At 43.1% G+C, this 21,447-nt stretch carries 20 protein-coding genes; 17 read left to right on the top strand and 3 right to left on the bottom strand.

What is annotated here, in order from left to right; all coding sequences use genetic code 11:
* Positions 1–148 precede the first annotated feature (148 nt).
* The 3 genes from AFM12_RS00560 to AFM12_RS00550 all read left to right on the top strand — a co-directional run bounded on the left by AFM12_RS00560 (position 149) and on the right by AFM12_RS00550 (position 3,042).
* Complete coding sequence (locus AFM12_RS00560; RefSeq protein ID WP_055143113.1) at positions 149–460, top strand: LytR/AlgR family response regulator transcription factor; 312 nt, start codon at positions 149–151, stop codon at positions 458–460.
* Positions 461–555: 95 nt separating this feature from the next.
* A complete protein-coding gene (locus AFM12_RS00555; RefSeq protein WP_055143111.1) occupies positions 556–2,835 on the top strand; it encodes an NADP-dependent malic enzyme in 2,280 nt (759 codons plus the stop codon).
* 9 nt (positions 2,836–2,844) lie between these two features.
* Positions 2,845–3,042, top strand: a complete 198-nt coding sequence (locus AFM12_RS00550) for a hypothetical protein (RefSeq protein ID WP_055145008.1) — start codon at positions 2,845–2,847, stop codon at positions 3,040–3,042.
* Here AFM12_RS00550 and AFM12_RS00545 read toward each other — a convergent pair.
* The gene (locus AFM12_RS00545; RefSeq protein WP_055143109.1) at positions 3,024–3,758 is read right to left on the bottom strand and encodes a sulfite exporter TauE/SafE family protein; all 735 of its coding nucleotides are present in this window, start codon (positions 3,756–3,758) and stop codon (positions 3,024–3,026) included. The two genes, AFM12_RS00550 and AFM12_RS00545, sit on opposite strands and share 19 nt — an antisense overlap.
* Positions 3,759–3,867: 109 nt before the next feature.
* Here AFM12_RS00545 and AFM12_RS00540 point away from each other — a divergent pair, with 109 nt between their 5' ends.
* The 10 genes from AFM12_RS00540 (at position 3,868) to AFM12_RS00500 (ending at position 14,587) form a co-directional block, all read left to right on the top strand.
* The gene (locus tag AFM12_RS00540) at positions 3,868–4,893 is read left to right on the top strand and encodes a L,D-transpeptidase family protein (protein WP_055143107.1); all 1,026 of its coding nucleotides are present in this window, start codon (positions 3,868–3,870) and stop codon (positions 4,891–4,893) included.
* 87 nt (positions 4,894–4,980) lie between these two features.
* Positions 4,981–7,413, top strand: a complete 2,433-nt coding sequence (locus AFM12_RS00535) for a heavy metal translocating P-type ATPase (RefSeq protein ID WP_055143105.1) — start codon at positions 4,981–4,983, stop codon at positions 7,411–7,413.
* A gap of 7 nt (positions 7,414–7,420) precedes the next feature.
* Positions 7,421–7,579 (top strand): cbb3-type cytochrome oxidase assembly protein CcoS, encoded by a 159-nt coding sequence (ccoS, locus tag AFM12_RS00530; protein ID WP_055143103.1) that lies wholly within the window; start codon positions 7,421–7,423, stop codon positions 7,577–7,579.
* Positions 7,580–7,999: 420 nt separating this feature from the next.
* Positions 8,000–8,413: a hypothetical protein gene (locus tag AFM12_RS00525; RefSeq protein ID WP_055143101.1), complete on the top strand. Its 414-nt coding sequence runs from the start codon at positions 8,000–8,002 to the stop codon at positions 8,411–8,413.
* Positions 8,414–8,504: 91 nt separating this feature from the next.
* Entirely contained in the window at positions 8,505–10,667 is a 2,163-nt protein-coding gene (gene ccoN, locus AFM12_RS00520) for a cytochrome-c oxidase, cbb3-type subunit I (protein WP_055143099.1), read from the top strand.
* A gap of 8 nt (positions 10,668–10,675) precedes the next feature.
* The gene (locus AFM12_RS19420; RefSeq protein ID WP_082391141.1) at positions 10,676–10,846 is read left to right on the top strand and encodes a cytochrome C oxidase Cbb3; all 171 of its coding nucleotides are present in this window, start codon (positions 10,676–10,678) and stop codon (positions 10,844–10,846) included.
* Between the two features lie 71 nt (positions 10,847–10,917).
* Complete coding sequence (locus AFM12_RS00515; RefSeq protein ID WP_055143097.1) at positions 10,918–11,748, top strand: cbb3-type cytochrome c oxidase N-terminal domain-containing protein; 831 nt, start codon at positions 10,918–10,920, stop codon at positions 11,746–11,748.
* Between the two features lie 154 nt (positions 11,749–11,902).
* Positions 11,903–13,354, top strand: a complete 1,452-nt coding sequence (gene ccoG / locus AFM12_RS00510; RefSeq protein ID WP_055143095.1) for a cytochrome c oxidase accessory protein CcoG — start codon at positions 11,903–11,905, stop codon at positions 13,352–13,354.
* Between the two features lie 104 nt (positions 13,355–13,458).
* Complete coding sequence (locus AFM12_RS00505) at positions 13,459–13,890, top strand: FixH family protein (protein ID WP_055143093.1); 432 nt, start codon at positions 13,459–13,461, stop codon at positions 13,888–13,890.
* 4 nt (positions 13,891–13,894) lie between these two features.
* On the top strand, positions 13,895–14,587 hold the full coding sequence (locus AFM12_RS00500) for a sulfite exporter TauE/SafE family protein (RefSeq protein WP_055143091.1): 693 nt from the start codon (positions 13,895–13,897) through the stop codon (positions 14,585–14,587).
* A 45-nt stretch (positions 14,588–14,632) separates the two neighbouring features.
* On the opposite strand, the gene AFM12_RS00495 is transcribed toward AFM12_RS00500, so the two are convergent.
* Complete coding sequence (locus tag AFM12_RS00495) at positions 14,633–15,229, bottom strand: MCP four helix bundle domain-containing protein (RefSeq protein ID WP_055143089.1); 597 nt, start codon at positions 15,227–15,229, stop codon at positions 14,633–14,635.
* 211 nt (positions 15,230–15,440) lie between these two features.
* Between AFM12_RS00495 and AFM12_RS00490 the strand changes: the two genes are divergently transcribed.
* The 3 genes from AFM12_RS00490 to mgrA all read left to right on the top strand — a co-directional run bounded on the left by AFM12_RS00490 (position 15,441) and on the right by mgrA (position 19,264).
* Positions 15,441–17,237, top strand: coding sequence for an FAD-dependent oxidoreductase (locus tag AFM12_RS00490; protein WP_055145005.1), 1,797 nt, complete (start codon positions 15,441–15,443; stop codon positions 17,235–17,237).
* Positions 17,238–17,302: 65 nt separating this feature from the next.
* The gene (locus AFM12_RS00485; RefSeq protein WP_055143087.1) at positions 17,303–18,142 is read left to right on the top strand and encodes an alpha/beta hydrolase; all 840 of its coding nucleotides are present in this window, start codon (positions 17,303–17,305) and stop codon (positions 18,140–18,142) included.
* Between the two features lie 93 nt (positions 18,143–18,235).
* Positions 18,236–19,264 carry an L-glyceraldehyde 3-phosphate reductase gene (mgrA, locus tag AFM12_RS00480; protein ID WP_055143085.1) on the top strand — a complete coding sequence of 343 codons (1,029 nt, stop codon included), beginning with the start codon at positions 18,236–18,238 and terminating at the stop codon, positions 19,262–19,264.
* A gap of 60 nt (positions 19,265–19,324) precedes the next feature.
* Here mgrA and AFM12_RS00475 read toward each other — a convergent pair whose 3' ends face one another.
* Positions 19,325–20,683 (bottom strand): glycoside hydrolase family 30 protein, encoded by a 1,359-nt coding sequence (locus AFM12_RS00475; protein WP_055143083.1) that lies wholly within the window; start codon positions 20,681–20,683, stop codon positions 19,325–19,327.
* Positions 20,684–20,783: 100 nt separating this feature from the next.
* On the opposite strand from AFM12_RS00475, the gene AFM12_RS00470 reads away from it, so the two are divergent.
* Positions 20,784–21,392 carry a pseudouridine synthase gene (locus AFM12_RS00470; protein WP_055143081.1) on the top strand — a complete coding sequence of 203 codons (609 nt, stop codon included), beginning with the start codon at positions 20,784–20,786 and terminating at the stop codon, positions 21,390–21,392.
* Positions 21,393–21,447: the final 55 nt, after the last annotated feature.

Raw genomic sequence — 21,447 nt, 5'->3', positions numbered from 1 at the left:
CAAAACATTATTTAAGATGGCCAAAGCGACAATTATTACAGGCATTTTCATCACAAAGGCCAATCCGGAATAATTGGCAAATATCACCTACATCTACATTTGTAACTGTTGATTAAACGCAAATTATTTACTTATCAACTTTACAAAAATGAAAACTGTCAATATTATCAGAAAGAAAAACTTCTACGCCTCAGACATCATCCTTCTTAAAAGTGACGCTAACTATACCCACATTTACTTTAGAAACGGAAAGCAAATGACCGTGGCTAAAACGTTGAAGCAGATGGAGCCAAAGTTTACTGAGCTCGGTTTCATCAGAACACACAAATCTTTTATTGTGAATCCATCCCATATTTTGAGGTATTATGACGTGGAGTCGGAAATTCACCTGACTAAAAACCTTACTGCAGCGGTTTCGCGACGCCGGAAAGATGCCTTTGAACAGGTGCTGCATGGGTAGCTTCACGGCTTCCGTCTACCCTCGTTTGTTTTTTTTAGAGTCAAACTCGTTAAAAGAAAAACACATCCCTAAATTGCGGCATCAACGTTGAAACTATGCCTCAAAAGCCAAACCTGAAAGAAGATGCCCTCCGATACCACGAAGAGGGCCGTCCGGGAAAAATTGAAGTTATCCCCACTAAAGCATACTCAAACCAAAGAGATCTTTCTCTGGCTTATTCTCCCGGTGTGGCCGAGCCTTGTCTCGCCATCGCCGAAGACCCTGAGAAAGTTTATAATTATACAGCAAAAGGCAACCTTGTGGCTGTTATAAGCAACGGAACTGCCGTTTTAGGCCTTGGTGATATTGGACCTGAAGCAGGTAAACCGGTGATGGAAGGTAAAGGTCTGCTTTTCAAAATATATGCAGACATCGATGTTTTTGACATTGAGTTAAACACTAAAGATGTTGATGAGTTTGTCCGTACGGTCAAAATTCTCGAGCCAACTTTTGGTGGAGTTAATCTTGAAGATATTTCTGCTCCGGCTTGTTTTGAAATTGAGGAACGCCTCAAAGAAGAATTGAACATTCCGGTGATGCATGATGATCAGCATGGTACGGCCATTATCTCAGCAGCTGCTTTAAAAAATGCCTTGGAATTGGTCAAGAAAGACATTGCGAAGGTCCGAATAATTGTCAATGGTGCCGGAGCGTCTGCCATTTCATGCACTCGTTTGTATATGGCTCTGGGTGCTAAAAAGGAGAATATTTTCATGTTCGACTCCACTGGTCTTATTCATCCTTCAAGAGGAAATTTGAGCGGCAAAAAGCCCGAGTTTGTCAATGGTAATTTACCTGCTGAAACTACGCTGGAAGAAGGATTGAAAGGTGCAGATGTTTTCATTGGATTGTCTAAAGGAAATATTTTGACCGGAGAAATGGTAAAAACGATGGCCAAAGACTGTATCGTTTTTGCGATGGCGAACCCCACACCCGAAATCAGTTATGAGGAGGCTACTGCAGCCAGAAAAGACATCATCATGGCTACTGGTCGATCAGATTACCCTAATCAGGTTAACAACGTCCTTGGTTTCCCATACATTTTCAGAGGTGCTTTAGATGTAAGGTCCAAGGTGATTAACGAAGAAATGAAAATGGCCGCCGTACTTGCTCTTGCAGATTTGGCTAAAAAGCAGGTTCCGGATCTGGTCAATATGGCCTATGGGGAGGATAACCTGAGTTTTGGCAGAAATTACATTATCCCAAAACCAGTAGACCCCCGATTGCTAACTGCTGTGGCTCCTGCTGTGGCAAAAGCAGCCATGGATACCGGTGTAGCCAAAAGTCCGATCAAAAACTGGGATGAATATGACATACAGCTCGGTAAAAGGCTTGGGCAAGACAATAGTCTACTCAAAATCATTCACAACAAGGCACGAAAAAATGCCAAACGTGTGGTATTTGCGGATGCTGAAAATCTTAGCGTGCTTAAAGCTGCTCAGGAAGTTCGTGATGAGCGAATGGCAATTCCTATTTTACTGGGCAATGAAAAAAGAATACAAAAGCTTATTGAGAACAACGGCCTTAATATCAGCGAATTGGAGATCATTGACCCAATGAAAACCTCTAAGGACACCATGCGGGAGTTTGGCAACCTTTTCTACGAGAAGCGTAAACGCAAAGGCTTTACCTACTCTGAGGCACATAACATCATGAAACGCCGCTCATATTTCGGTGCGATGATGGTTGAAACGGGTCAGGCCGACGCTATGATTGGTGGTTTGAGTCATAATTACCCGGATACCATCAGACCGGCACTTCAAATCATCGGTAAACAACCCGGTGTTAAGAAGGTAAGCGGTATGTATATTTTGATGAGTCGCTTCGGTCCTTTATTTCTTGCAGATACAACCATCAATTTTGACCCGGACAGCAATGATTTGGTAGAAATTGCTGAGTTAGCTGCTGAGGAAGTTAAGAAATTCAATATTGAGCCAAGAATCTCTTTTGTAACATACTCGAACTTTGGTTCGGTACCCAACGGACCTGCTCCAATGAAAATGAGAGAAGCGGTAGGTATTTTGAATAAAAAACACCCTGAAATGATTGTAGATGGTGAAATGCAGGCTCACCTGGCTTTTGACACAGAACTCTTAAAGGCCAATCACCCATTTAGTAAACTGGCAGAGAAAGGTGCCAATACTTTCATTTTCCCCAACTTATCTTCGGCCAACATCGCCTATAACATGGTGAAAGAGATTGCGAACATTGAGAAAATCGGGCCAATCGTTTTAGGACTTAGAAAGCCCGTACAGGTTCTTCAAATGGGAGCTTCGGTTCGTGAAATTGTTAATATGGTAAGCCTTGCGGTTGTAGACGCTCAGCGGGCTCATTAAATGTCAAATATGACTTTTACAGAATATCTGATTTCAAAAAAAATAGACGGTTCAGCCTTTCAGAAGGCTGAACCCGAACGATTTGACGAATGGCAGAAAGTTTTTGAGCAGGTTCATCCTGAAAGCTTTACGGCTCAGAAAAAGTTTCTGATTAACCCCACGAGAAGGAAGTATACTTTAGCTGAGACTCAGGACTCAAAAAAGTAGCGAACAATAGCCACCAGACCTATTAAAAGAATAAGCCAAAGGGCAATTTTTCGGAAATTCTCCTGAGAAATTTGGGTCAGCATTCTTTTGCCAATATAGGTTCCCACAAAAGAAATCACGAGTAGAATTGGTGCTTTATAAAGCATATCCTTTGTGATGTATCCCTGAGCCAGGTAAACGAAGAAACGACTACCATCTACTCCAAAATCAATCAATGCTGAAGTAGCCAAAAAAGTAGCTTTTGGCACATCAAATGAAGCCAAAGTAAGTCCGCGAACTGCCCCTCCTGTCCCTAAAAAACCGGCCGCAAATCCTGAAAGACCTCCACCGAATATGGAGTTCCCCGCGGTTTGTTTCAATACAAAATTAGGTTTAATAAGAAGAAAAAGTGAGAAGCTGAAGAGAAAGAGACCAAGGATTAGTCCGCCAAGGCCTCCACTAAGAAATTGTGAGAAATAGGCCCCGATAATCACCATTGCAATACTCGGTAAACCAATCAATAAAAATATCCTACGGTCAATCCCCTTAAAAAAGAGGACTATTTTAGAGATATTGCTAAACAGGTGATAAAAAGCTGTAAGCCCTAGGACAGCCTGAAAATCATAGAAAAAGCCGGCCATAGGAACAAAAAAAACTGAGGAGCCAAAGCCTCCGACCGTGCCCAGCACCTCTGCCAAAAGCGTAAGAAAGTAAAAAAGGATTTCAGGAAGTAGCATTCAGGGGTTTTCTATTTTGAAAGCTAAGATGAAAAAATAAACCTGAAACCGTTAATTTCGCTAACACTTATTCTCATCAAACCCAATGAGATAACCATTAACCCAAAAGATGAAGTCACTACTTCTGATATCTCTTCTTCTTTCAGCCCAAGTGGTGGCCGCACAGCAAGTAAGTACCAAAGAACAAAGTCTTTTCAAGCTTGCACTGGAGAGCAAATATGGATATCAACCCGCAAATTTAAGATACATTAATCTTACCGAAACGATTGACAGCACACAGTTGAAATCATGGGTAAAGCGTGTTCAAGATGCTCCAAAGCCGGAGTCGTTTTTATCTTTCCTGGAGCCTGATTTTCCCGAATTTACTCAAAGCTTGAAATACCGTTTTCACCCGGAATATAAACGTTTGAATGAATTTCAGAATTTCTTTCGGTGGGTTCAGCGATTTGACGCCAGTAAGTTTGTTTTGATCAATGTGGCCTCAGGAGAATTGACACTTTATGAAAATAATCTTCCGGAGCTAAGAATGCGGGTAATTACCGGTACCAGATCACATAAGACTCCACTGATGGCAACAGTAGCAGATGCCGCTGTAGTCTATCCTTACTGGACCCCAACCAGAAATATAGCGGTCAATGAGATACTTCCAAAGGTAAAGGAGGATATCCGTTACCTTGAAAGAAATAGCTTTGAAGTACTTGATGCCGATAGAAAGGAAATTGACCCTAACTCTGTGGATTGGCAAAGCCTGAATAAGGATAATTTCAATCTCACTTTCAGGCAATCTACGGGATGTGATAATGCCCTAGGTTTACTGAAAATAAACATTCAAAACCCCTATTCAGTATATATGCATGACACGCCTCATACTGAGGCCAGTCAGTCGCTTTTCGACCGCGAAAAACGATTTTTTAGCCATGGATGTATTCGTCTTCAAAAGCCCCTTGAACTGGCTCAAAAGCTTGACCCTGTAGAATCTATTAATCAAAACCTAATGGACTATTGCGTAAAAAACGAGAGCCCGAAAACCATCGAATTGAAAGAACCAATCCCCGTTTTTATCCTCTACTTTACCAATTATATTGATGAAAATGGAGAGTGGAAGACGGTGGAAGATTATTACAAGCTCCGCTAAAACCTGACCTTCATCATATTTCAGGTTGAGCATTTTCAGTCAATTTCCGCTTTACCGAGGGCAACTTTGTGATGTTAAAATTACTTTATGCCAGAAGTACAGGAAGCGGTCTTATGTCATCACTGCGGTGAGGAGTGCAAAAATGAAGATCTGATCATTGAGGACAAGCATTTTTGCTGCGTCGGCTGTAAAACGGTTTTTGAATTGCTTCAGGAAAACGACCTCTGCGGTTATTATGATCTTGAGCAGCATGCAGGAGTGAGTCTGAAAAGCAAAAACCACGAAGGCAAGTTCGATTACCTGCAAAACCCGGATATTGAAGCCGCTATTCTGGATTTCAAATCTGAAAAGCTTCATAAAGTAACCCTTTTTTTACCTGCCGTACATTGTAGCTCCTGCGTTTGGTTACTGGAGAACTTCCATAAAATCAGAGCCGGAGTGTTGCATAGCAGACTTAACTTTATCAAAAAAGAGCTAAGCCTGACGTATGACCCCACCAATGTCAGCCTGAAGGAAATTGTGGAATTACTGGCCACGCTTGGTTATGAGCCATTGATCTCACTGGAAAATACGGTCGCCAAAGATCAAACGAGAACAAAGAAATCCAACCGACTCCTTCGGCAGATAGCGGTTACGGGGTTTTGCACCGGTAACATCATGCTTCTGAGTTTCCCGGAGTATTTCAAGCTGGACTTACAAAACGATGTGGACGCCCAGTATCAAAAGTTTTTCCTTTATCTCAATGTCATTTTAGCCCTGCCGGTCTATTTCTACGGAGCGGCGGATTATATAAAAGGTGCCTGGGTTTCGCTCAAAGAAGTCTGGAAAAGAAATACTACCACTCTTAGCGTAGACATCCCGATAGCACTCGGCGTAACAGCCTTGTTTATCAGAAGCTTATACGAAACATTGATTAACGGGGCCGGAGCCTACTGGGATAGTATGGCCGGGCTTGTGTTTTTGCTCTTGTTGGGCAAATGGGTACAGAAAAAGACCTTTGACTACCTCTCTTTTGAGCGAAATTACAAGAGTTATTTCCCTCTGGCCGTGGAGGTCAAAAACAAAGATCATTTTGACTATAAAAACGTGGATGATCTCCGAAAAGGGGACATCATTCGCATTCATAATAATGAGCTCATTCCCGCTGACGCTCAGCTGGCTGATGGCAAGGCGTTTATTGATTACAGTTTTGTGACCGGTGAAAGCGAGCCGGTTTCTATCCGGAATAATGAGGTCATTTATGCCGGTGGGCGTCAGAAGGGCCAGAATATTGAGCTGGTAGTCACCAAAGAAGTCTCAAAAAGCTATCTCACGCAACTTTGGAATCAGGCAAATTTCAAAGAAGAAAAAGAGGTAGCTAACACCAAACTGGCCGACGATTTCAGCAAATATTTCACCTATATCACGCTGGCAATTTCGTTCCTAACAGCCATCTATTGGGCTGTGGTGAATCCGGAAACGGCCTGGCCGGCTTTTACGGCGGTATTAATGGTGGCCTGCCCATGTGCTCTTACCCTCTCAATGCCCTTTACGATGGGAACGGTGATGGGGATTTTTGGGAAGAATAAGTTCTATGTCAAAAATCAGAACGTGATTCAAAAGCTGACTGAAATTAAACACATCGTTTTTGACAAAACAGGTACTCTGACCAAGAATAACGACTACCGAGAACTGACCTACAAAGGCGAATCGCTTAGCGAGAAAGAGCAAAGTCTTTTCAAAAGTTTGGCTCTCAACTCCACTCACCCTGTGAGTAAGTTGGTCGCATCGCATTTTGATAAATCAGAAGAATTGATTTTCGATGAAATCAGTGAAATGGAAGGAGCTGGAATTCTAGGCTATATAGACTCTCAAAAAGTACAAATTGGAAATGCTCATTTCCTTGGGGTTCCTCAACATCAACTGGATAAAGAGGCCCGTGTTTACCTTAAAATCGGAGATACGGTAAAAGGTTGTTTGAAAACCAGACCGGTTTTCAGAGAAGGTTTTGAAGGGGTTATTGCAAAGCTCAAAAACTCGTTCAATCTCTATCTGCTTTCCGGTGATAAATCAACCGACAAAGCTCAGCTGAGTGAGTACCTGGCCGAAGATCATTTACATTTTGAGCAAAAACCGGAAGATAAGCTTCACTTTATTAAGACTTTGCAAGATAGCAAAGAGCCCGTATTGATGGTCGGTGACGGACTAAATGATGCCGGAGCCCTCCGTCAGAGTGATCTTGGCATTGCCCTTTCCGAAAATACGCAGGCTTTTACTCCTGCCTCAGATGCTATTCTGGATGCCAATAAATTTTCTGAATTATCGAATTTCATTGAGTTCAGCAGAAAATCAGTCAATATCGTTAAGCTCAGTTTTCTACTCTCTTTGGTTTATAATTTCATTTGTATCAGTTGGGCTGTTTCAGGAACTTTATCGCCGGTGGTTGCAGCTATATTTATGCCTTTGAGTAGCATTTCCGTGGTTTTATTTGCCGTCATCATTACCTATTTTTCAGCCCGAAAGTCCAACCTCTTAACTTGATTTTGTCATGTCAATAATCATTTTACTCGTTATCGCAGCATTGATTTTCGCCGGAGGGTTTCTTGCAGCCTTCTTCTGGGCTACAGACGACGGCCAGTTTGACGACACCGCCACCCCCGCCATTCGAATTTTGAATGATGATACGGTAGAGAAGTCGAAGAGTTAAGATAAAAGATGTAAGACATAAGATTAAAGACCGATTATCGGAGAACTAATTTCCCAATTCTCCTTTCATCTAATTTCCCGCTCAGCGACCAATAGCACGCGGATTATACGGTTACCACAGGTTTTCACGAATTTCATATTCCAAACCTCTCCTATTCCAACTTCGGTCATCAGTCATCCGACACCTAACGCCAAACCTCTAACTTCAAACCTCCGAACCCAAACCTCCGACCTCAAACACAACACCAGTCATCGGTCACACGTCACCCGTCATCAAGCACCCGACACCAAACTTCTGACATCTGACACCAAACATCCGACCTCAAAAACAAACTCTGATCATTATCAGCTTATTGACCTGCGGGCCTCATGTTTTGCATCATGTCGCCATTTTACTTTAGCATGGTAAAACAATACGATCATGAGAAAAATCAACCAAACCAAACGTCTGATCAACACTGCCAAAGTGCTGAGAGACAGAAAAAGTGAGCTGGAACAGGCTCAGAATGAGGTGGAGTACTTCTTAGACGTACTGAATGATCTGAAAACCAAAACAATCGGTGATAGCCAGAAAAGTCTGAAAGTTGCCCGTTTTGTACAGGAGTTTCATCATTTCCAACGTCTCATTAAAAGGCTACTTCAGGAAGACAATGACCTGCACCATGACATCGCTGAAGATGCTCAGGAAAAGGCCATGGTAGATACCGAAACTTTCGGGGATGTACGCTATTTCAAAAGCGAAATGAAGGACTTTGAAAAGAACTATAAGGAGTACAAATACAAGTTCAGAACCTTCGTGGCAGACTTCGATTATCTGAGCGACAAAGTCGCATGATTTCGATCATATTTTGCATAGGCATTCCTCATGTTTAAGCCTTTTGGCTGGCTCTACTTTTACATCGTTTTAGAAATAAATACCTCTAAATATGCACTTTTTACGAAAACCTCTTTTATCAGCACAATCTGAGAACAGCGGTGGCAATCTTGAAGGCTTTTACTACGACAATAAAATTGTCAAAGCTTTCTTAATTGCCACTGTTGCTTTTGGTATTGTCGGTATGTTGGCTGGTCTTACCGCAGCCATCCAGTTGTTCTTACCAGCAGCTAATTTCAATTTACCTTATACCACATTTGGTAGATTAAGACCATTGCACACTAACGCCATCATCTTTGCCTTTGTCGGTAACGGGATGTTCGCCGGTGTCTATTATTCATTACCCCGTCTTACTAAAGCCGCGGTTTTTAGCAAAACGTTGAGCTGGATTCACTTCTGGGGCTGGCAGTTAATCATTCTTGCAGCGGCAATTACTCTGCCTTTGGGTATGACTACCTCGAAAGAGTACGCTGAGCTGGAGTGGCCTATTGACATCGCCATTGCTTTGATCTGGGTGGTTTTCACCATCAATCTCATAGGAACTATCATTAAACGTCGCGAGCGTCATATGTACGTGGCCTTATGGTTCTACATTGCTACGGCGGTTACCATTGCCATGCTTCACATTGTGAATTCATTGGAGATTCCAATCAGCATGACTAAGAGTTACTCGCTTTATGCTGGTGTACAGGATGCCCTTGTACAATGGTGGTACGGTCATAACGCGGTGGCGTTCTTCCTCACCACACCGATTCTGGGTCTGATGTATTACTTCCTGCCAAAAGCAGCTAACAGACCGGTATACTCTTACAAACTTTCGATTATTCACTTCTGGTCTTTGATTTTCATTTATATCTGGGCCGGCCCTCACCACTTACTTTACACTGCTTTGCCTGACTGGGCTCAAAGTTTGGGTACTGTATTCTCTATCATGCTGATTGCTCCTTCCTGGGGTGGTATGCTAAACGGTCTTTTGACTCTGAGAGGTGCGTGGGACAGAGTTCGTGAAAATCCTGTATTGAAATTCTTTGTAGTGGCCGTTACCGCTTATGGTATGAGTACGTTTGAAGGCCCGATGCTTTCATTGAAAAACGTAAACGCTATTTCACACTATACCGACTGGACAGTAGCTCACGTACACATTGGTGGTCTTGGCTGGAACGGTTTCATGACCTTCGGTATGTTGTACTTCCTGATCCCGAGAATGTGGAAAACCAAACTTTACTCCACAAAACTGGCGAACACCCACTTCTGGATTGCGACTTTGGGAATTCTATTCTATGCCCTTCCAATGTACTGGGCAGGTTTCACACAGTCACTCATGTGGAAAGAGTTTGAAGCCGACGGTTTCTTAGCTTATCCGAACTTCCTTGAAACTGTAACTCAGATTATCCCGATGTACGTCATGCGTGCCATTGGTGGAACCATGTACCTGGTTGGTGCTTTAATTATGGTGTATAACCTTCTGAAAACTGCCGGTAGCGGTGAGTTTATGGCTGAAGAATACGCTGAAGCCCCTGCTCTTGAGAAAAATGTAAGAGTCAGCGGTGGCCACTGGCACTCTGTTTTGGAGAGAAAGCCTGTTCTATTCACAGTACTTGCATTTGTTGCGGTAGCTATTGGTGGTATCATTGAGTTTGTGCCTACATGGGTTGTTGACTCTAATATTCCAACGATTGAGGCAGTAAAACCATACACACCACTTGAATTGGAAGGTCGTGATATCTATATCAGAGAAGGTTGTAATAACTGTCACTCGCAGATGATTCGTCCGTTCAGATCTGAAACTGAGCGTTACGGCGAATACTCAAAAGCTGGAGAATTTGTTTACGACCACCCACACCTGTTCGGTTCAAAACGTACCGGTCCCGATCTTCACCGATTGGGTGGTAAGTACCCTGATAGCTGGCACTTTAATCACATGTTAGAGCCGGCAAGTATGTCTCCAGGCTCAATTATGCCATCCTACCCTTGGTTGATTGACGATGAGTACACCACTGAGCAGATCGCGGCAAAAATAAACGCCATGCGTACACTGGGTGTACCATACGAAGAAGGTTACGAAGAAGAAGCTGCAGAAGACATGATGCAGCAGGCTTCTGAAATAACCGGAAGATTGGAAGAAGCAGGAATTGAAGTAAGTGAGAACAAGGAGATTGTTGCTCTGATTGCCTACCTGCAACGATTAGGAACAGATATCAAAGGTCAAAACTAGTATCAATTATGTTTAAGAATTATTTATCCGGAATAGAGGGTGTAAGTGTTTACCCCGTTATCTCGCTGACCATATTTGTTGTATTCTTTATACTTCTTGGATTCTTTGTCTTCAAAGCAGATAAAAGGTACATCAATCACATGGAGAATCTTCCACTGGAAGAAGGTGAAAAACTATAGAAACGAATGACGGCGGGGGCTGTCAAAGTCCCTGCCTATTCTATCAAAGGACCAATTCAAACCTTAAAAAAATGGACTTAAATTTTCAAAATGGTGAAGAACTCTTCCAGTTTATTCTGTTAGGAATTCTGATATTCTTTACGCTGATCTTACTGATTGTAGTTCTCAATATATTCATGACCCTGAAAGCCGTTCTGAATGAAAAAGCCGGTATTAAAACCGAACCTTTCACATTGAACAATTTCTGGGACAGATTCAACAGCCTTAAGCCAATGTCTGAAGAAAAAGACATTTTGCTTGATCATGACTACGATGGCATCAAGGAACTTGATAACCACCTGCCGCCTTGGTGGTTGGGTATGTTCTATGGTGGTATAGTGTTCGGTGTGGTTTACTTATTAAATTATCACGTATGGCACTGGAGCCCTCTACAGGCAGAAGAATATGAAATAGCAATGGCAGAGGCCGCTGAAATAAAAGCTGCCGGTTCAGACGTGGCAGTGAGTAGTATTGACGAAAATAATGTGGAGTTATTAACCGCCACTGCTGACCTCGAGACCGGGGAGCTTATTTATACAGGAAACTGTGCCGTATGCCACGGTGCTGCCGGCGAAGGTGGTGTGGGCCCTAATCTGACCGATGAATACTGGCTACATGGGGGAAGTATAAGCGATATTTACAAAACCATTGTACACGGTGTACCTGAAAAAGGGATGATCGCTTGGGAAGGAACGCTAAAGCCAAAAGATATTCAACAGGTAAGTAGCTTTATCAAAACGCTGGAAGGTTCAAACCCTCCAAATGGTAAGGCCCCTCAGGGTGAAATCTACACTCCTGAAGAAGCCCCGGCTACTGATGCGGCTGAAGAGGCTCCGGCTGAAGAGCTTGCATCAGTTGAATAAATACCAAATAATCTTACGAGGGGGCACTTTTGCTCCCTCGTTTTCTCTTTCCTGAAGGGACTTTTATCACCAAAAAAATTAACCTCCATCCTTAATTTAGAAGCATAGAAAAGAGGCCTTAAAAGCCGTTTCAAATCAAACTAAAAACCAAAAAATGGCAACTGAATTTACGTACGACGAGCTTTACGAAGACGAGGAAGGTGGTTTTAGAGACAGTATTGCCACTGTTGATGAAAAAGGTAAAAGAATATGGTTATATCCTAAAAAGCCGAAAGGTGCTTTTTACAATAAAAGGCTGCTGGCTACACTGGCCTTTCTCGCTATTTTTATTTCCGGGCCATTCACTAAAATAGGTGGCCAGCCTTTGCTGATGATGAATATTTTTGAAAGAAAGTTCGTCATTTTCGGCAGATTATTTCTCCCACAAGACTTTGTACTATTTGGTTTAGGCATGATCACCTTCGTGGTTTTCATTGCCTTGTTTACAGCTACTTTTGGCCGTATTTGGTGCGGATGGCTTTGCCCGCAAACGGTCTTTATGGAAATGATTTTCCGCCCGATTGAAAACTGGTTAGAAGGCGATGGCCGCAAGCAGCAAAAGTTTGACCAGAAAAAATGGGATTTTGACAAAGCCTGGAGAAAGACGTTGAAGCATGCTATTTTCATTGTCTTCTCTATTTTCATTGCTCACATCACTATGGCCTATTTGATAGGTATTGAGAATGTGAAAGAACTAATTACCAGCCCTCCTTCAGAAAACTGGGCAGGTTTTATCGGTCTGGTCGTGTTTACAGGTGCTTTCTATTTTGTTTTTGCAAAACTGAGAGAGCAAGTGTGTATCGCTATCTGCCCTTATGGCCGTCTGCAAGGTGTTTTGGTAAATAAAGATACCGTTAACGTCATGTATGATAACAAACGTGGTGAGCCACGTGGCAGAATCAGCAAGAACGCCACGGAAGAGGAACTTTCAGCACAAGGTGATTGCATTGATTGCAAGCTATGCATTCAGGTTTGCCCTACCGGAATTGATATTAGAAATGGTGTTCAGCTGGAGTGTGTCAATTGTACGGCCTGTATTGATGCCTGCGATGAGGTGATGGAAAAGGTCAACAAGCCTAAAGGACTTATCAGATACGCCTCACTAGAATCCGTAGAGAAAGGAGTTCCTTTTAAACTTCCAATTCGTTCATGGGCTTATTCAGCGGTTTTATTACTGCTAATTGGTATTGAGACAGCCTTTTTGATGGCCAGAGCAGATATTGAAACAACTGTAATGCGTGTTCCTGGTCAATTGTACCAGAAGACCGACCGGGGTACCATTACCAACCTGTACAATGCTCAGATGGTGAATAAGTCTCAGGAAGAGATGAACCTCAAACTTGCTCTGGATGCTGATATCTCAGAAAACTGGACCTTGAATGTGGTAGGGGCTAATGAAGACGGTTTGATTAATCTCAAACCAGAGGCAAAAACAGAGGTGGTTTTCTTCATTGAAATGCCTGAAGGTGATGTAAAACAACGTTCCACTGAGCTGAAATTAAGGGTGTTGGATGGAGAAGAAGAAGTAGAGAATGTCAAAACGAACTTCTTTGGCCCAGCCAAATAATGAGGTTCGCCGATTTTGAAAATAGAATTGAGAAAAAAAATAAATAACACTGAAAGAAGTCAAAAGTCTTCGATCTTTTGTCTTCCATCTTAAATCTTGAAAATATGGATTGGGGAAAGAAAATTACGATCGCTTACAGCAGCTTTGTTGTCTTCATGGTAGGCCTTGTTTACCTCTGCATTCAGCAAAAAGACATCTTTCTGGTGACACCGGATTATTATAAAGAAGAACTGGCTTATCAGGAGAAGATTGACGCCATGAATAATGTGGATGCTCTATCTACTGATGTCAATGTTGACTACACTGAACAAGGCCTTCTGGTGAAATTTCCGGAGGAAGTTCTGGGTTCAAAAGGGCAAGCCACTTTATACAGACCTTCCAATGCTGGCAAAGACATTCATTTGCCTTTTCAATTGACTCAAAATACCGTTTTGCCTATTTCAACAGCAAAACTCGACAAAGGGCTATGGGTACTGAAACTCAACTGGGAGCAGGACAATAAACAATACTATCTCGAGCAAAAGCTAACGCTTTAATCTGATGATCTGGACGGCATTTTTTATGGGTTTGGTGGGCAGCCTGCACTGTGCGGGTATGTGTGGTCCCTTGACTCTTCTGTTGCCGCATGACCAGAAAACCACAAAGTTTATCGCGGGCAGAATTCTTTATAATCTTGGCCGAATCGGAACCTACGCTTTATTAGGGTTTGCGGTGGGCCTGATCGGGCAGGAGTCTGCCCTGTTTATCTCAAAAAATGCACTTTCTATAACTATGGGAGTGCTTATTCTATTGTTCCTTTTTCTGCCTGATAAATGGCTCAGTGGTTTTAAAGTTTATCAATATCTGGCGGGTTTCACCAACAAACTAAAGGCCGGTTTCAAGCGAAACTTCAACCAAAACTTTTACAGCGGCCAGCTGGTTTTTGGTTTCCTTAATGGTCTTTTGCCTTGCGGCCTCGTTTATGCCGCTTTGGCCGGAGCGTTTATTCAACTTGAAGTTTTGCAGGGAGCGGCTTTTATGGCTCTTTTTGGCTTGGGCACACTGCCCATGATGCTCAGCATCTCGTTAGGTAGTGGTTGGTTGAAAAAACATTTTTCAGGCCAGATCAGAAAAGTCATTCCTGTCACCTATGCTCTACTGGCCGTTTGGCTAATCTATAGGGGTGTATACACCCACGGCCCTACTCTTCATGGTGCCGAGGCTGGAGAGATGGTGGAATGTGTAACCGAGTAATCGGTAAACGATCAGACGAAAGTTAGATGGCTTAAACTCTTCAATTCAATCCTCTTTCGGCTTGTAAAGTATAATCACCTGGACCAAAACAGCCATCAAAACCAAAAAGATGATTTCAATTTTAGTGAAAAGGTTTATGGTCTCAAACGTTCGTTCGCTAAGAGCCATTTCACGTTTGCCTTCACGAAGTTGAATTTTAGTAAGGTCAGCTAAATTTGCTTTTACAATTTCCATACTTCTCCTAAGCTTTTGATTATTAGCCATCTCTGCAACAGAAACCTCCTTTTCATGATTCTGCAGATCAGTTAGATGCAATTTGAGATCATCAAAAACGCGTTGTTCGGTTGGTGTAATTTTAGTTTGTTCATATCTGCTGATCAAGGCATTGAGATTTTCATTAATGGCTGGGTTGCGTTGCATAAAGAAGTCGCTATCAGAGGTTCTGATCGCTATCTCTTTTTCATGTACCAGAGTTGATATTTCAAAAATAAGGTCGTTAGCCACTATACGATCCTCGTAAATAGTAACAACTGAGTTTCTAATGCGGTTATAATTACCACGATCTACCAGATTAGTGGTAAGTACCACTACAAAAATTAAGAGGATGCCCAGCACCCATTTTACTTTTTCAAATAAGGTCATATTCGTTTAGATTTATTGATGAGAGTGTAGTTAAATATATAAAACAAACTCAATAATTTGTTGAATTATATCAAGTTTTGGAAAAGTGATAGAGGAGTGGAAATTTAATAAAGTTTTGCATCCTGGCCAATCAGAAAATGTTTCGTCCTTTCTTTGAAGATTCGTCAGAATGTTTCATGAAACCTCGCAGTTTTCTCGCTATAATTGTTTTATGAGATTTCTTCTAATCATCTTATTATTTGTAAGAATAACCTTCGCCCAGCACACCGATGTTCTGATCATCGGTGCAGGAGCCAGTGGTACCATGGCAGCCATTCAGGCAGCTCGTTCAGGTGTAAAAGTGATGCTCATCGAAGAAACTCCGTGGCCTGGCGGCATGCTGACATCTGCAGGTGTGAGTGCCATCGACGGCAATTATAAGCTTCCCAGCGGCTTATGGCACGAATTCAGATTGGCCTTGGAAGAACACTATGGTGGAACTGACTCGCTGAAAACAGGTTGGGTAAGCAATGTACTTTTTGAACCGCAGGTGGCGGCTCAAATTCTGACAAAAATGCTCAAAGAAGCAGATGTGAAAGTTCATTTAAACACTTCTGTTAAATCCCTGAAAAAACTGGATAATGGCTGGCGGGTCAAAACTGATTCGAATGTGTGGATTGAAACAAAAATATTGATTGACGCCTCTGAACTTGGAGATATTTTGCCCAAAGCCAAAATCCCTTATGACATTGGTATGGACAGCCGATATGTTACTGGAGAGGAGATTGCTCCCAAGCAGGCTAACGATATTATTCAGGTCCTTACCTATGTTGCTATTTTAAAAGATTATGGAGAGGGAGCGAATAAGACGATTGAGAAGCCAAAGCATTTTGACCCAACACCCTTTCTCTGTACCTGCGAGGGCCAATGCGACCCGGACACCATCTCAAGAACTCTCTGGCCTTGCGAACAGATGCTGAATTATGGCAAATTGCCCAATGGGTATTATATGATCAACTGGCCGATTTACGGGAATGACTTTTATCTGAACCTCATAGAGGTAAACCCTACGAGGAGAGAAAAGATGCTGGAGAAGGCCAAAAATCATACGCTGTCTTACGTGTATTACATGCAGCATTATCTGGGTTTTAGTCATTTGGGCCTCGCCGATGATGTTTATCCAACCAGAGATCAACTTCCATTTATCCCCTATCACCGGGAATCCAGAAGAATGCATGGTAAGGTTCGATTTGATCTGAATGATCTTGCGAAACCTTTTGAGCAGCCGGATGTCCTTTATCGAACAGGGATCGCTGTTGGCGATTATCCGGTGGATCATCATCATGCGGCCTATCCCAATGCTCAAGAATTACCCGATCTGCATTTTTATCCCGTCCCTTCCTACTCGCTTCCTCTGGGGACATTGATCCCTGAAAAAGCGAAAAATTTCATTGTGGCTGAAAAGTCGATTTCGGTCACCAATCTTGTCAATGGGACCACCCGACTACAGCCTGTTTGTATGTTACTGGGGCAGGCTGCCGGAGCCCTTGCTGCTCTTTCGGTACAGCAAAACAAGAGTCCAGAAGAAATAGAAGTTCGGGATGTCCAGGATGAACTTTTGAAAGCCAAAGCCTACCTGATGCCATATCGCGATGTAATGCCTGATCACCCATATTTTGAGGCAATTCAGCGTATTGGTGCTACCGGAATTTTACGGGGCAAAGGAGAAACCATAGGCTGGGAGAATGTCACCCGCTTTTTTCCGGATTCCACCGTAAATGTTTCGGAATTGACAAATAACCTTAAGGATTTCAACATTGAATTGACATCTGATAATAAAGAACTTACTCTTAAAGAAGCTCAGCAAATTGCCCTTAAACTTAAAGGTAAATCAAGAGAATTGTTGCTCACTAATTCAGCAGCAGAATCTAAAATTACCAGAGCCGAATTTGCCTATCTTTTAGATCAAATGGCTGACCCGTTTCATCAGTTTCAAGTGGATCTACAAGGTTTCCTGATTTCGGAATAACGACTTTATTCTCAAAATCAATAAATTCGGTAGACATTTAATCGAACTCCTGCTTTACACTTGCCATGAATAAGACTTTGATAGTACTGCTTCTCAGCCTGATTATTCCATTTACGGGTTTTCCGCAGAAACAAGTCCCCTATAAACAAGTAGATACCACAAGATTATTTCTAGAGGTTTACATGCCAAAAGATTTAAACCCACTTCAAAAATACCCGGCAATAATCTTCTTTTTTGGTGGTGGATGGAATGGAGGTTCAACCGCCCAATTTGAACCACAGGCCCGGTATTTTTCCGAAAGAGGACTCGTCAGCTTTCTGGTCGACTACCGGGTAAAAAGTCGAAATAACACATCTCCGTTTGAGTCCCTGAAAGATGCCAAATCTGCCATTCGGTTTATCCGGGAACATGCTGATGAATTCCATATTGACCCGACCAAAATCATTGCCTCAGGCGGTTCAGCCGGAGGGCATCTGGCCGCAGCTTCGGCCACAATTACTGATTATAATGACCCTAACGATAATCTTTCGGTAAGCTGCATTCCACAGGCACTGGTACTATTTAACCCGGTCATTGATAATGGCCCCGGTGGCTACGGTTACGAAAGAATTGATGAAGCCTACAAAAGCTTTTCGCCCTTACATAATTTAAAAAGTGGTGCACCCCCTACCATCTTTTTTCTAGGCACCAGTGATCACCTGATACCTGTGGAGACGGGTAAATATTACCAAAAAGTGATGGAGCAGGTCAATAGCCGATGTGACCTTCATCTCTATGAGGATCAAAAACATGGTTTCTTCAATTACAGAAATTTTGAGTTCTACAAAGATACCTTGACGAAAGCAGACCAGTTTCTGCAGTCCCTTGGTTATTTGGAGGAAACCCCGGTAGTTAAAATTGAGTGAGTTATCTTCCAACTTCTTATGTCAATAATCGTCATGAAATTTTTTATTTGAAGCAGGATTCTTAAAATGCACTAAATTAAAAGTACTTCAAAAATGCCCTATCAACCCAACGAAGCCCGATACGACAAAATGATTTACAACCGCTGCGGAAACAGCGGCCTGAAACTGCCTGCCATTTCATTGGGGCTTTGGCATAATTTCGGTGACGACACACCGCATGCCCGTAAGGTGGAGATGTGCACCACGGCCTTTGATCTGGGCATCACGCATTTTGATCTGGCCAATAACTACGGACCTCCTCCCGGCAGTGCTGAAAAAGCCTTTGGACGTATTCTGAAAGAGGAATTTAACGGACTTCGGGATGAACTAATCATCTCATCCAAAGCCGGTTATCTGATGTGGCCAGGCCCGTATGGCGAGTGGGGCAGCCGGAAATACGTGATTTCCAGCTGTGAGCAATCCCTCAAACGCATGGGCATTGATTACGTGGATATTTTCTACTCGCATCGTTTTGATCCTAACACGCCGCTGGAAGAAACCATGATAGCTTTGGACCAACTGGTTCGCTCAGGCAAAGCACTTTACGTGGGCATTTCATCGTATAATTCGCAACGTACCCGTGAAACTTACGAGATCCTGAAATCGCTGGGCACACCATTTATCATTCACCAGCCCAGTTACTCCATGCTAAACCGCTGGGTGGAAACCGACGGACTGCTGGATACGCTGGAAGAAACGGGCGTAGGTTCCATCGTATTTTCACCGCTGGCACAGGGTATGCTTACCAACAAATACCTGAAAGACATCCCCGAAGACAGTCGAGCCAGCCAGGGAAAATCACTGTTGGATGGTTTCCTGAGTGATGAAAATCTGAGTCGAATCAGAAGTCTTAACGAAATAGCCGCCAAACGAAATCAAACCCTAGCCCAAATGGCCATCGCATGGACTCTGAGAAAAGACCGTGTCACCTCCGCCCTCATAGGAGCCAGCAAAGCACAGCAGATCATCGACTGCGTAGGCGCTCTCGATAACCTGGAGTTCTCGAACACCGAACTACAGGAAATTGACAAATATGCTCAGGATGGTGGGATTAATTTGTGGAAGCGGTCTTCGGATGGGTAACGATTGAAAAGCTAATATCACCCCTGGAGGGGTTTTTTAGATTTGACCTATAAAATAACCTCACTTCACCAAATAACTCCCATACCCTCCACCCGGCAGGGTATCTTTCAGGGCCCTGGCTCCTATTCTGATCTGAAAATCGATGGGTTGCTCAGCTGGATTTAGAATGAGGATGGCGATTTTACCGTCGGGACGTTGGTAGGCCACAGTTCGCAGGCTCATGGTTTCATTGCTGGCGATGCGTACCGAGCCGGCAGTTACTATTTTGCTGGCATGGGCTACAATGTAGTAAGCCGGGTTTTTCGTGATTTTTTGTCCGTCAATGGCAAGGGCTCCCAGACAGGCCGTGCAGCCGCCGGGTGTATGTGGTTCTTGTTTGGCGTCGGCGGCCAGGTTCCATTGCAATACCGTTTTGCAGCCGTTTTTCACGGCATCCATCATCAGAGTTTCCGCGTGCCAGGCCAGATCTCCTTTCAGGTTTCCGGGGGCACCTATCCACTGCTCAGTAAAGAAAAGAGCTTTTTCCGGATAGGCTTCTTTTACATCGCGGATGGCTTCCGTACGACCGCCGTAAAGATGAAAAGCAGCACCATACACATATTTAGCAGCTGCAGTATCGGCATAAATGGTAAGTGGGTAATCGGGCCGGTCGGCATTATGATCATAGACAAGTAACTTGGTTTTGAGATTGGTCTTCGCCAAGGCAGGCCCCAGGTTTTCACGAATAAATTTCGCCTGATCATAGGCATACATCAGAAGACTGGGATTATTTCCCGGGTGCAGTGGCTCGTTTTGAATAGTGAGGTATTCGATGTCGATTCCTCGTTTTTGCATTTCCTGCAAATAGGTAATCAGGTATTGGGCATAGGCCTCAAAATACTCCGGTTTCAGTGAGCCTCCTTTGGAATTATCGTTTGTTTTCATCCATGCCGGGGGCGACCAGGGCGAAGCCATCAACTTCAGTTTCGGCTGTATTTTCAGAATGTCTCTCAAAACCGGAATCATATGTTTTTCATCCTCAGCCAGACCAAAAGGTGTATTCTCACTCTCCTGATAAGAAAAAACGTGATCATCCAGATCAGAAGCTCCGACAGAAACACGAAGGAAATTGATAGAAACTTCCTGCTCTCCATTTCCAAAAAGGTGCAGCAGCAACTCTTTCCGAGCTTTTGGCGAAAGTTGATCAATCAACATAGCCGAACCTCCCGTCAAGGTAAATCCAAACCCATCCATCTCCTGAAACTTGCGATCCGGATTGACAAAAACGGTGGGTAAATCGGTATCCTCCGCATTGACAAACTCACCCCTAAAGTTTTGTTTTTCAAATAAGACCGAGCCATCGGTGACCGTGAGCCATTTTTCGGTTTTTTGAGCCATGGAAAGAATGGGCAGAAGGAGGAAAATGACGAGGTATTTCATACAGGATGTTATCTATTGCCGCAAAACTAGAATATAAATTATCAACATTCTAAACTCCGTACAGTATTACAGATTCAAGCACTAATTTTGTAAGCTCACTATGGCTTCAGATCACAAATACTACATTGTCAATAAGCCCTACAAAATGCTCTCCCAGTTTATTAAACCTGTGGAAGGCAATAAACTATTGGCCGATCTGGACTTTGACTTCCCCGAAGGCACTCACGCTATCGGAAGACTTGATAGTGAATCAGAGGGCTTGTTGATTCTTACCACAAATAAACGTGTCACAAAACTGCTTTATGGAAGCAAAGAGCCACACCGGCGTACCTATTTGGTTAAAGTGCAGGGGATTGTTTCTGAAAAGACATTGGAAAGACTTCGTACGGGAGTACCTATAAGAATACGAGGTGGCGGACATTTGTGGACCACCACCCCTTGCGAAGTAGACCTTTGCGAAGCACCTGAAAATTTGCCGGAAATACCCGAAAGGCTTTACCATAATGCAGGAAGCTCCTGGCTGAAAATTACATTAACAGAAGGTAAATACCGTCAGGTTCGAAAAATGGTCATGGCAGTCAATCACCGATGTAAACGTCTTATCCGTGTCTCCATAGATGATTTGGAATTGGGTGATTTGGCAAGTGGGCAAGTCAAAGAGTTGGATGAAGTTGAGTTTTTCAAGTTGCTGAGTATAAAACAAACTTAAAGATTCTCTATTTCATCCTTCTATTTCCAAGGTTCACTCCGGTTTGATACCGGTT

It is taken from the genome of Jiulongibacter sediminis, from assembly GCF_001306455.1.
Classification (GTDB): Bacteria; Bacteroidota; Bacteroidia; order Cytophagales; family Spirosomataceae; genus Jiulongibacter; species Jiulongibacter sediminis.
The sequence above is the reverse complement of the archived record's forward strand: the minus strand, read 5'-3'. Positions and strand labels throughout refer to the sequence as shown.

Coding starts and splice junctions, on each gene's coding strand:
- AFM12_RS00560 (WP_055143113.1), top strand. CDS start 149: ATGAAAACTGTCAATATTATCAGAAAGAAAAACTTCTACGCCTCAGAC.
- AFM12_RS00555 (WP_055143111.1), top strand. CDS start 556: ATGCCTCAAAAGCCAAACCTGAAAGAAGATGCCCTCCGATACCACGAA.
- AFM12_RS00550 (WP_055145008.1), top strand. CDS start 2,845: ATGACTTTTACAGAATATCTGATTTCAAAAAAAATAGACGGTTCAGCC.
- AFM12_RS00545 (WP_055143109.1), bottom strand. CDS start 3,758: ATGCTACTTCCTGAAATCCTTTTTTACTTTCTTACGCTTTTGGCAGAG.
- AFM12_RS00540 (WP_055143107.1), top strand. CDS start 3,868: ATGAAGTCACTACTTCTGATATCTCTTCTTCTTTCAGCCCAAGTGGTG.
- AFM12_RS00535 (WP_055143105.1), top strand. CDS start 4,981: ATGCCAGAAGTACAGGAAGCGGTCTTATGTCATCACTGCGGTGAGGAG.
- ccoS (WP_055143103.1), top strand. CDS start 7,421: ATGTCAATAATCATTTTACTCGTTATCGCAGCATTGATTTTCGCCGGA.
- AFM12_RS00525 (WP_055143101.1), top strand. CDS start 8,000: ATGAGAAAAATCAACCAAACCAAACGTCTGATCAACACTGCCAAAGTG.
- ccoN (WP_055143099.1), top strand. CDS start 8,505: ATGCACTTTTTACGAAAACCTCTTTTATCAGCACAATCTGAGAACAGC.
- AFM12_RS19420 (WP_082391141.1), top strand. CDS start 10,676: ATGTTTAAGAATTATTTATCCGGAATAGAGGGTGTAAGTGTTTACCCC.
- AFM12_RS00515 (WP_055143097.1), top strand. CDS start 10,918: ATGGACTTAAATTTTCAAAATGGTGAAGAACTCTTCCAGTTTATTCTG.
- ccoG (WP_055143095.1), top strand. CDS start 11,903: ATGGCAACTGAATTTACGTACGACGAGCTTTACGAAGACGAGGAAGGT.
- AFM12_RS00505 (WP_055143093.1), top strand. CDS start 13,459: ATGGATTGGGGAAAGAAAATTACGATCGCTTACAGCAGCTTTGTTGTC.
- AFM12_RS00500 (WP_055143091.1), top strand. CDS start 13,895: ATGATCTGGACGGCATTTTTTATGGGTTTGGTGGGCAGCCTGCACTGT.
- AFM12_RS00495 (WP_055143089.1), bottom strand. CDS start 15,229: ATGACCTTATTTGAAAAAGTAAAATGGGTGCTGGGCATCCTCTTAATT.
- AFM12_RS00490 (WP_055145005.1), top strand. CDS start 15,441: ATGAGATTTCTTCTAATCATCTTATTATTTGTAAGAATAACCTTCGCC.
- AFM12_RS00485 (WP_055143087.1), top strand. CDS start 17,303: ATGAATAAGACTTTGATAGTACTGCTTCTCAGCCTGATTATTCCATTT.
- mgrA (WP_055143085.1), top strand. CDS start 18,236: ATGCCCTATCAACCCAACGAAGCCCGATACGACAAAATGATTTACAAC.
- AFM12_RS00475 (WP_055143083.1), bottom strand. CDS start 20,683: ATGAAATACCTCGTCATTTTCCTCCTTCTGCCCATTCTTTCCATGGCT.
- AFM12_RS00470 (WP_055143081.1), top strand. CDS start 20,784: ATGGCTTCAGATCACAAATACTACATTGTCAATAAGCCCTACAAAATG.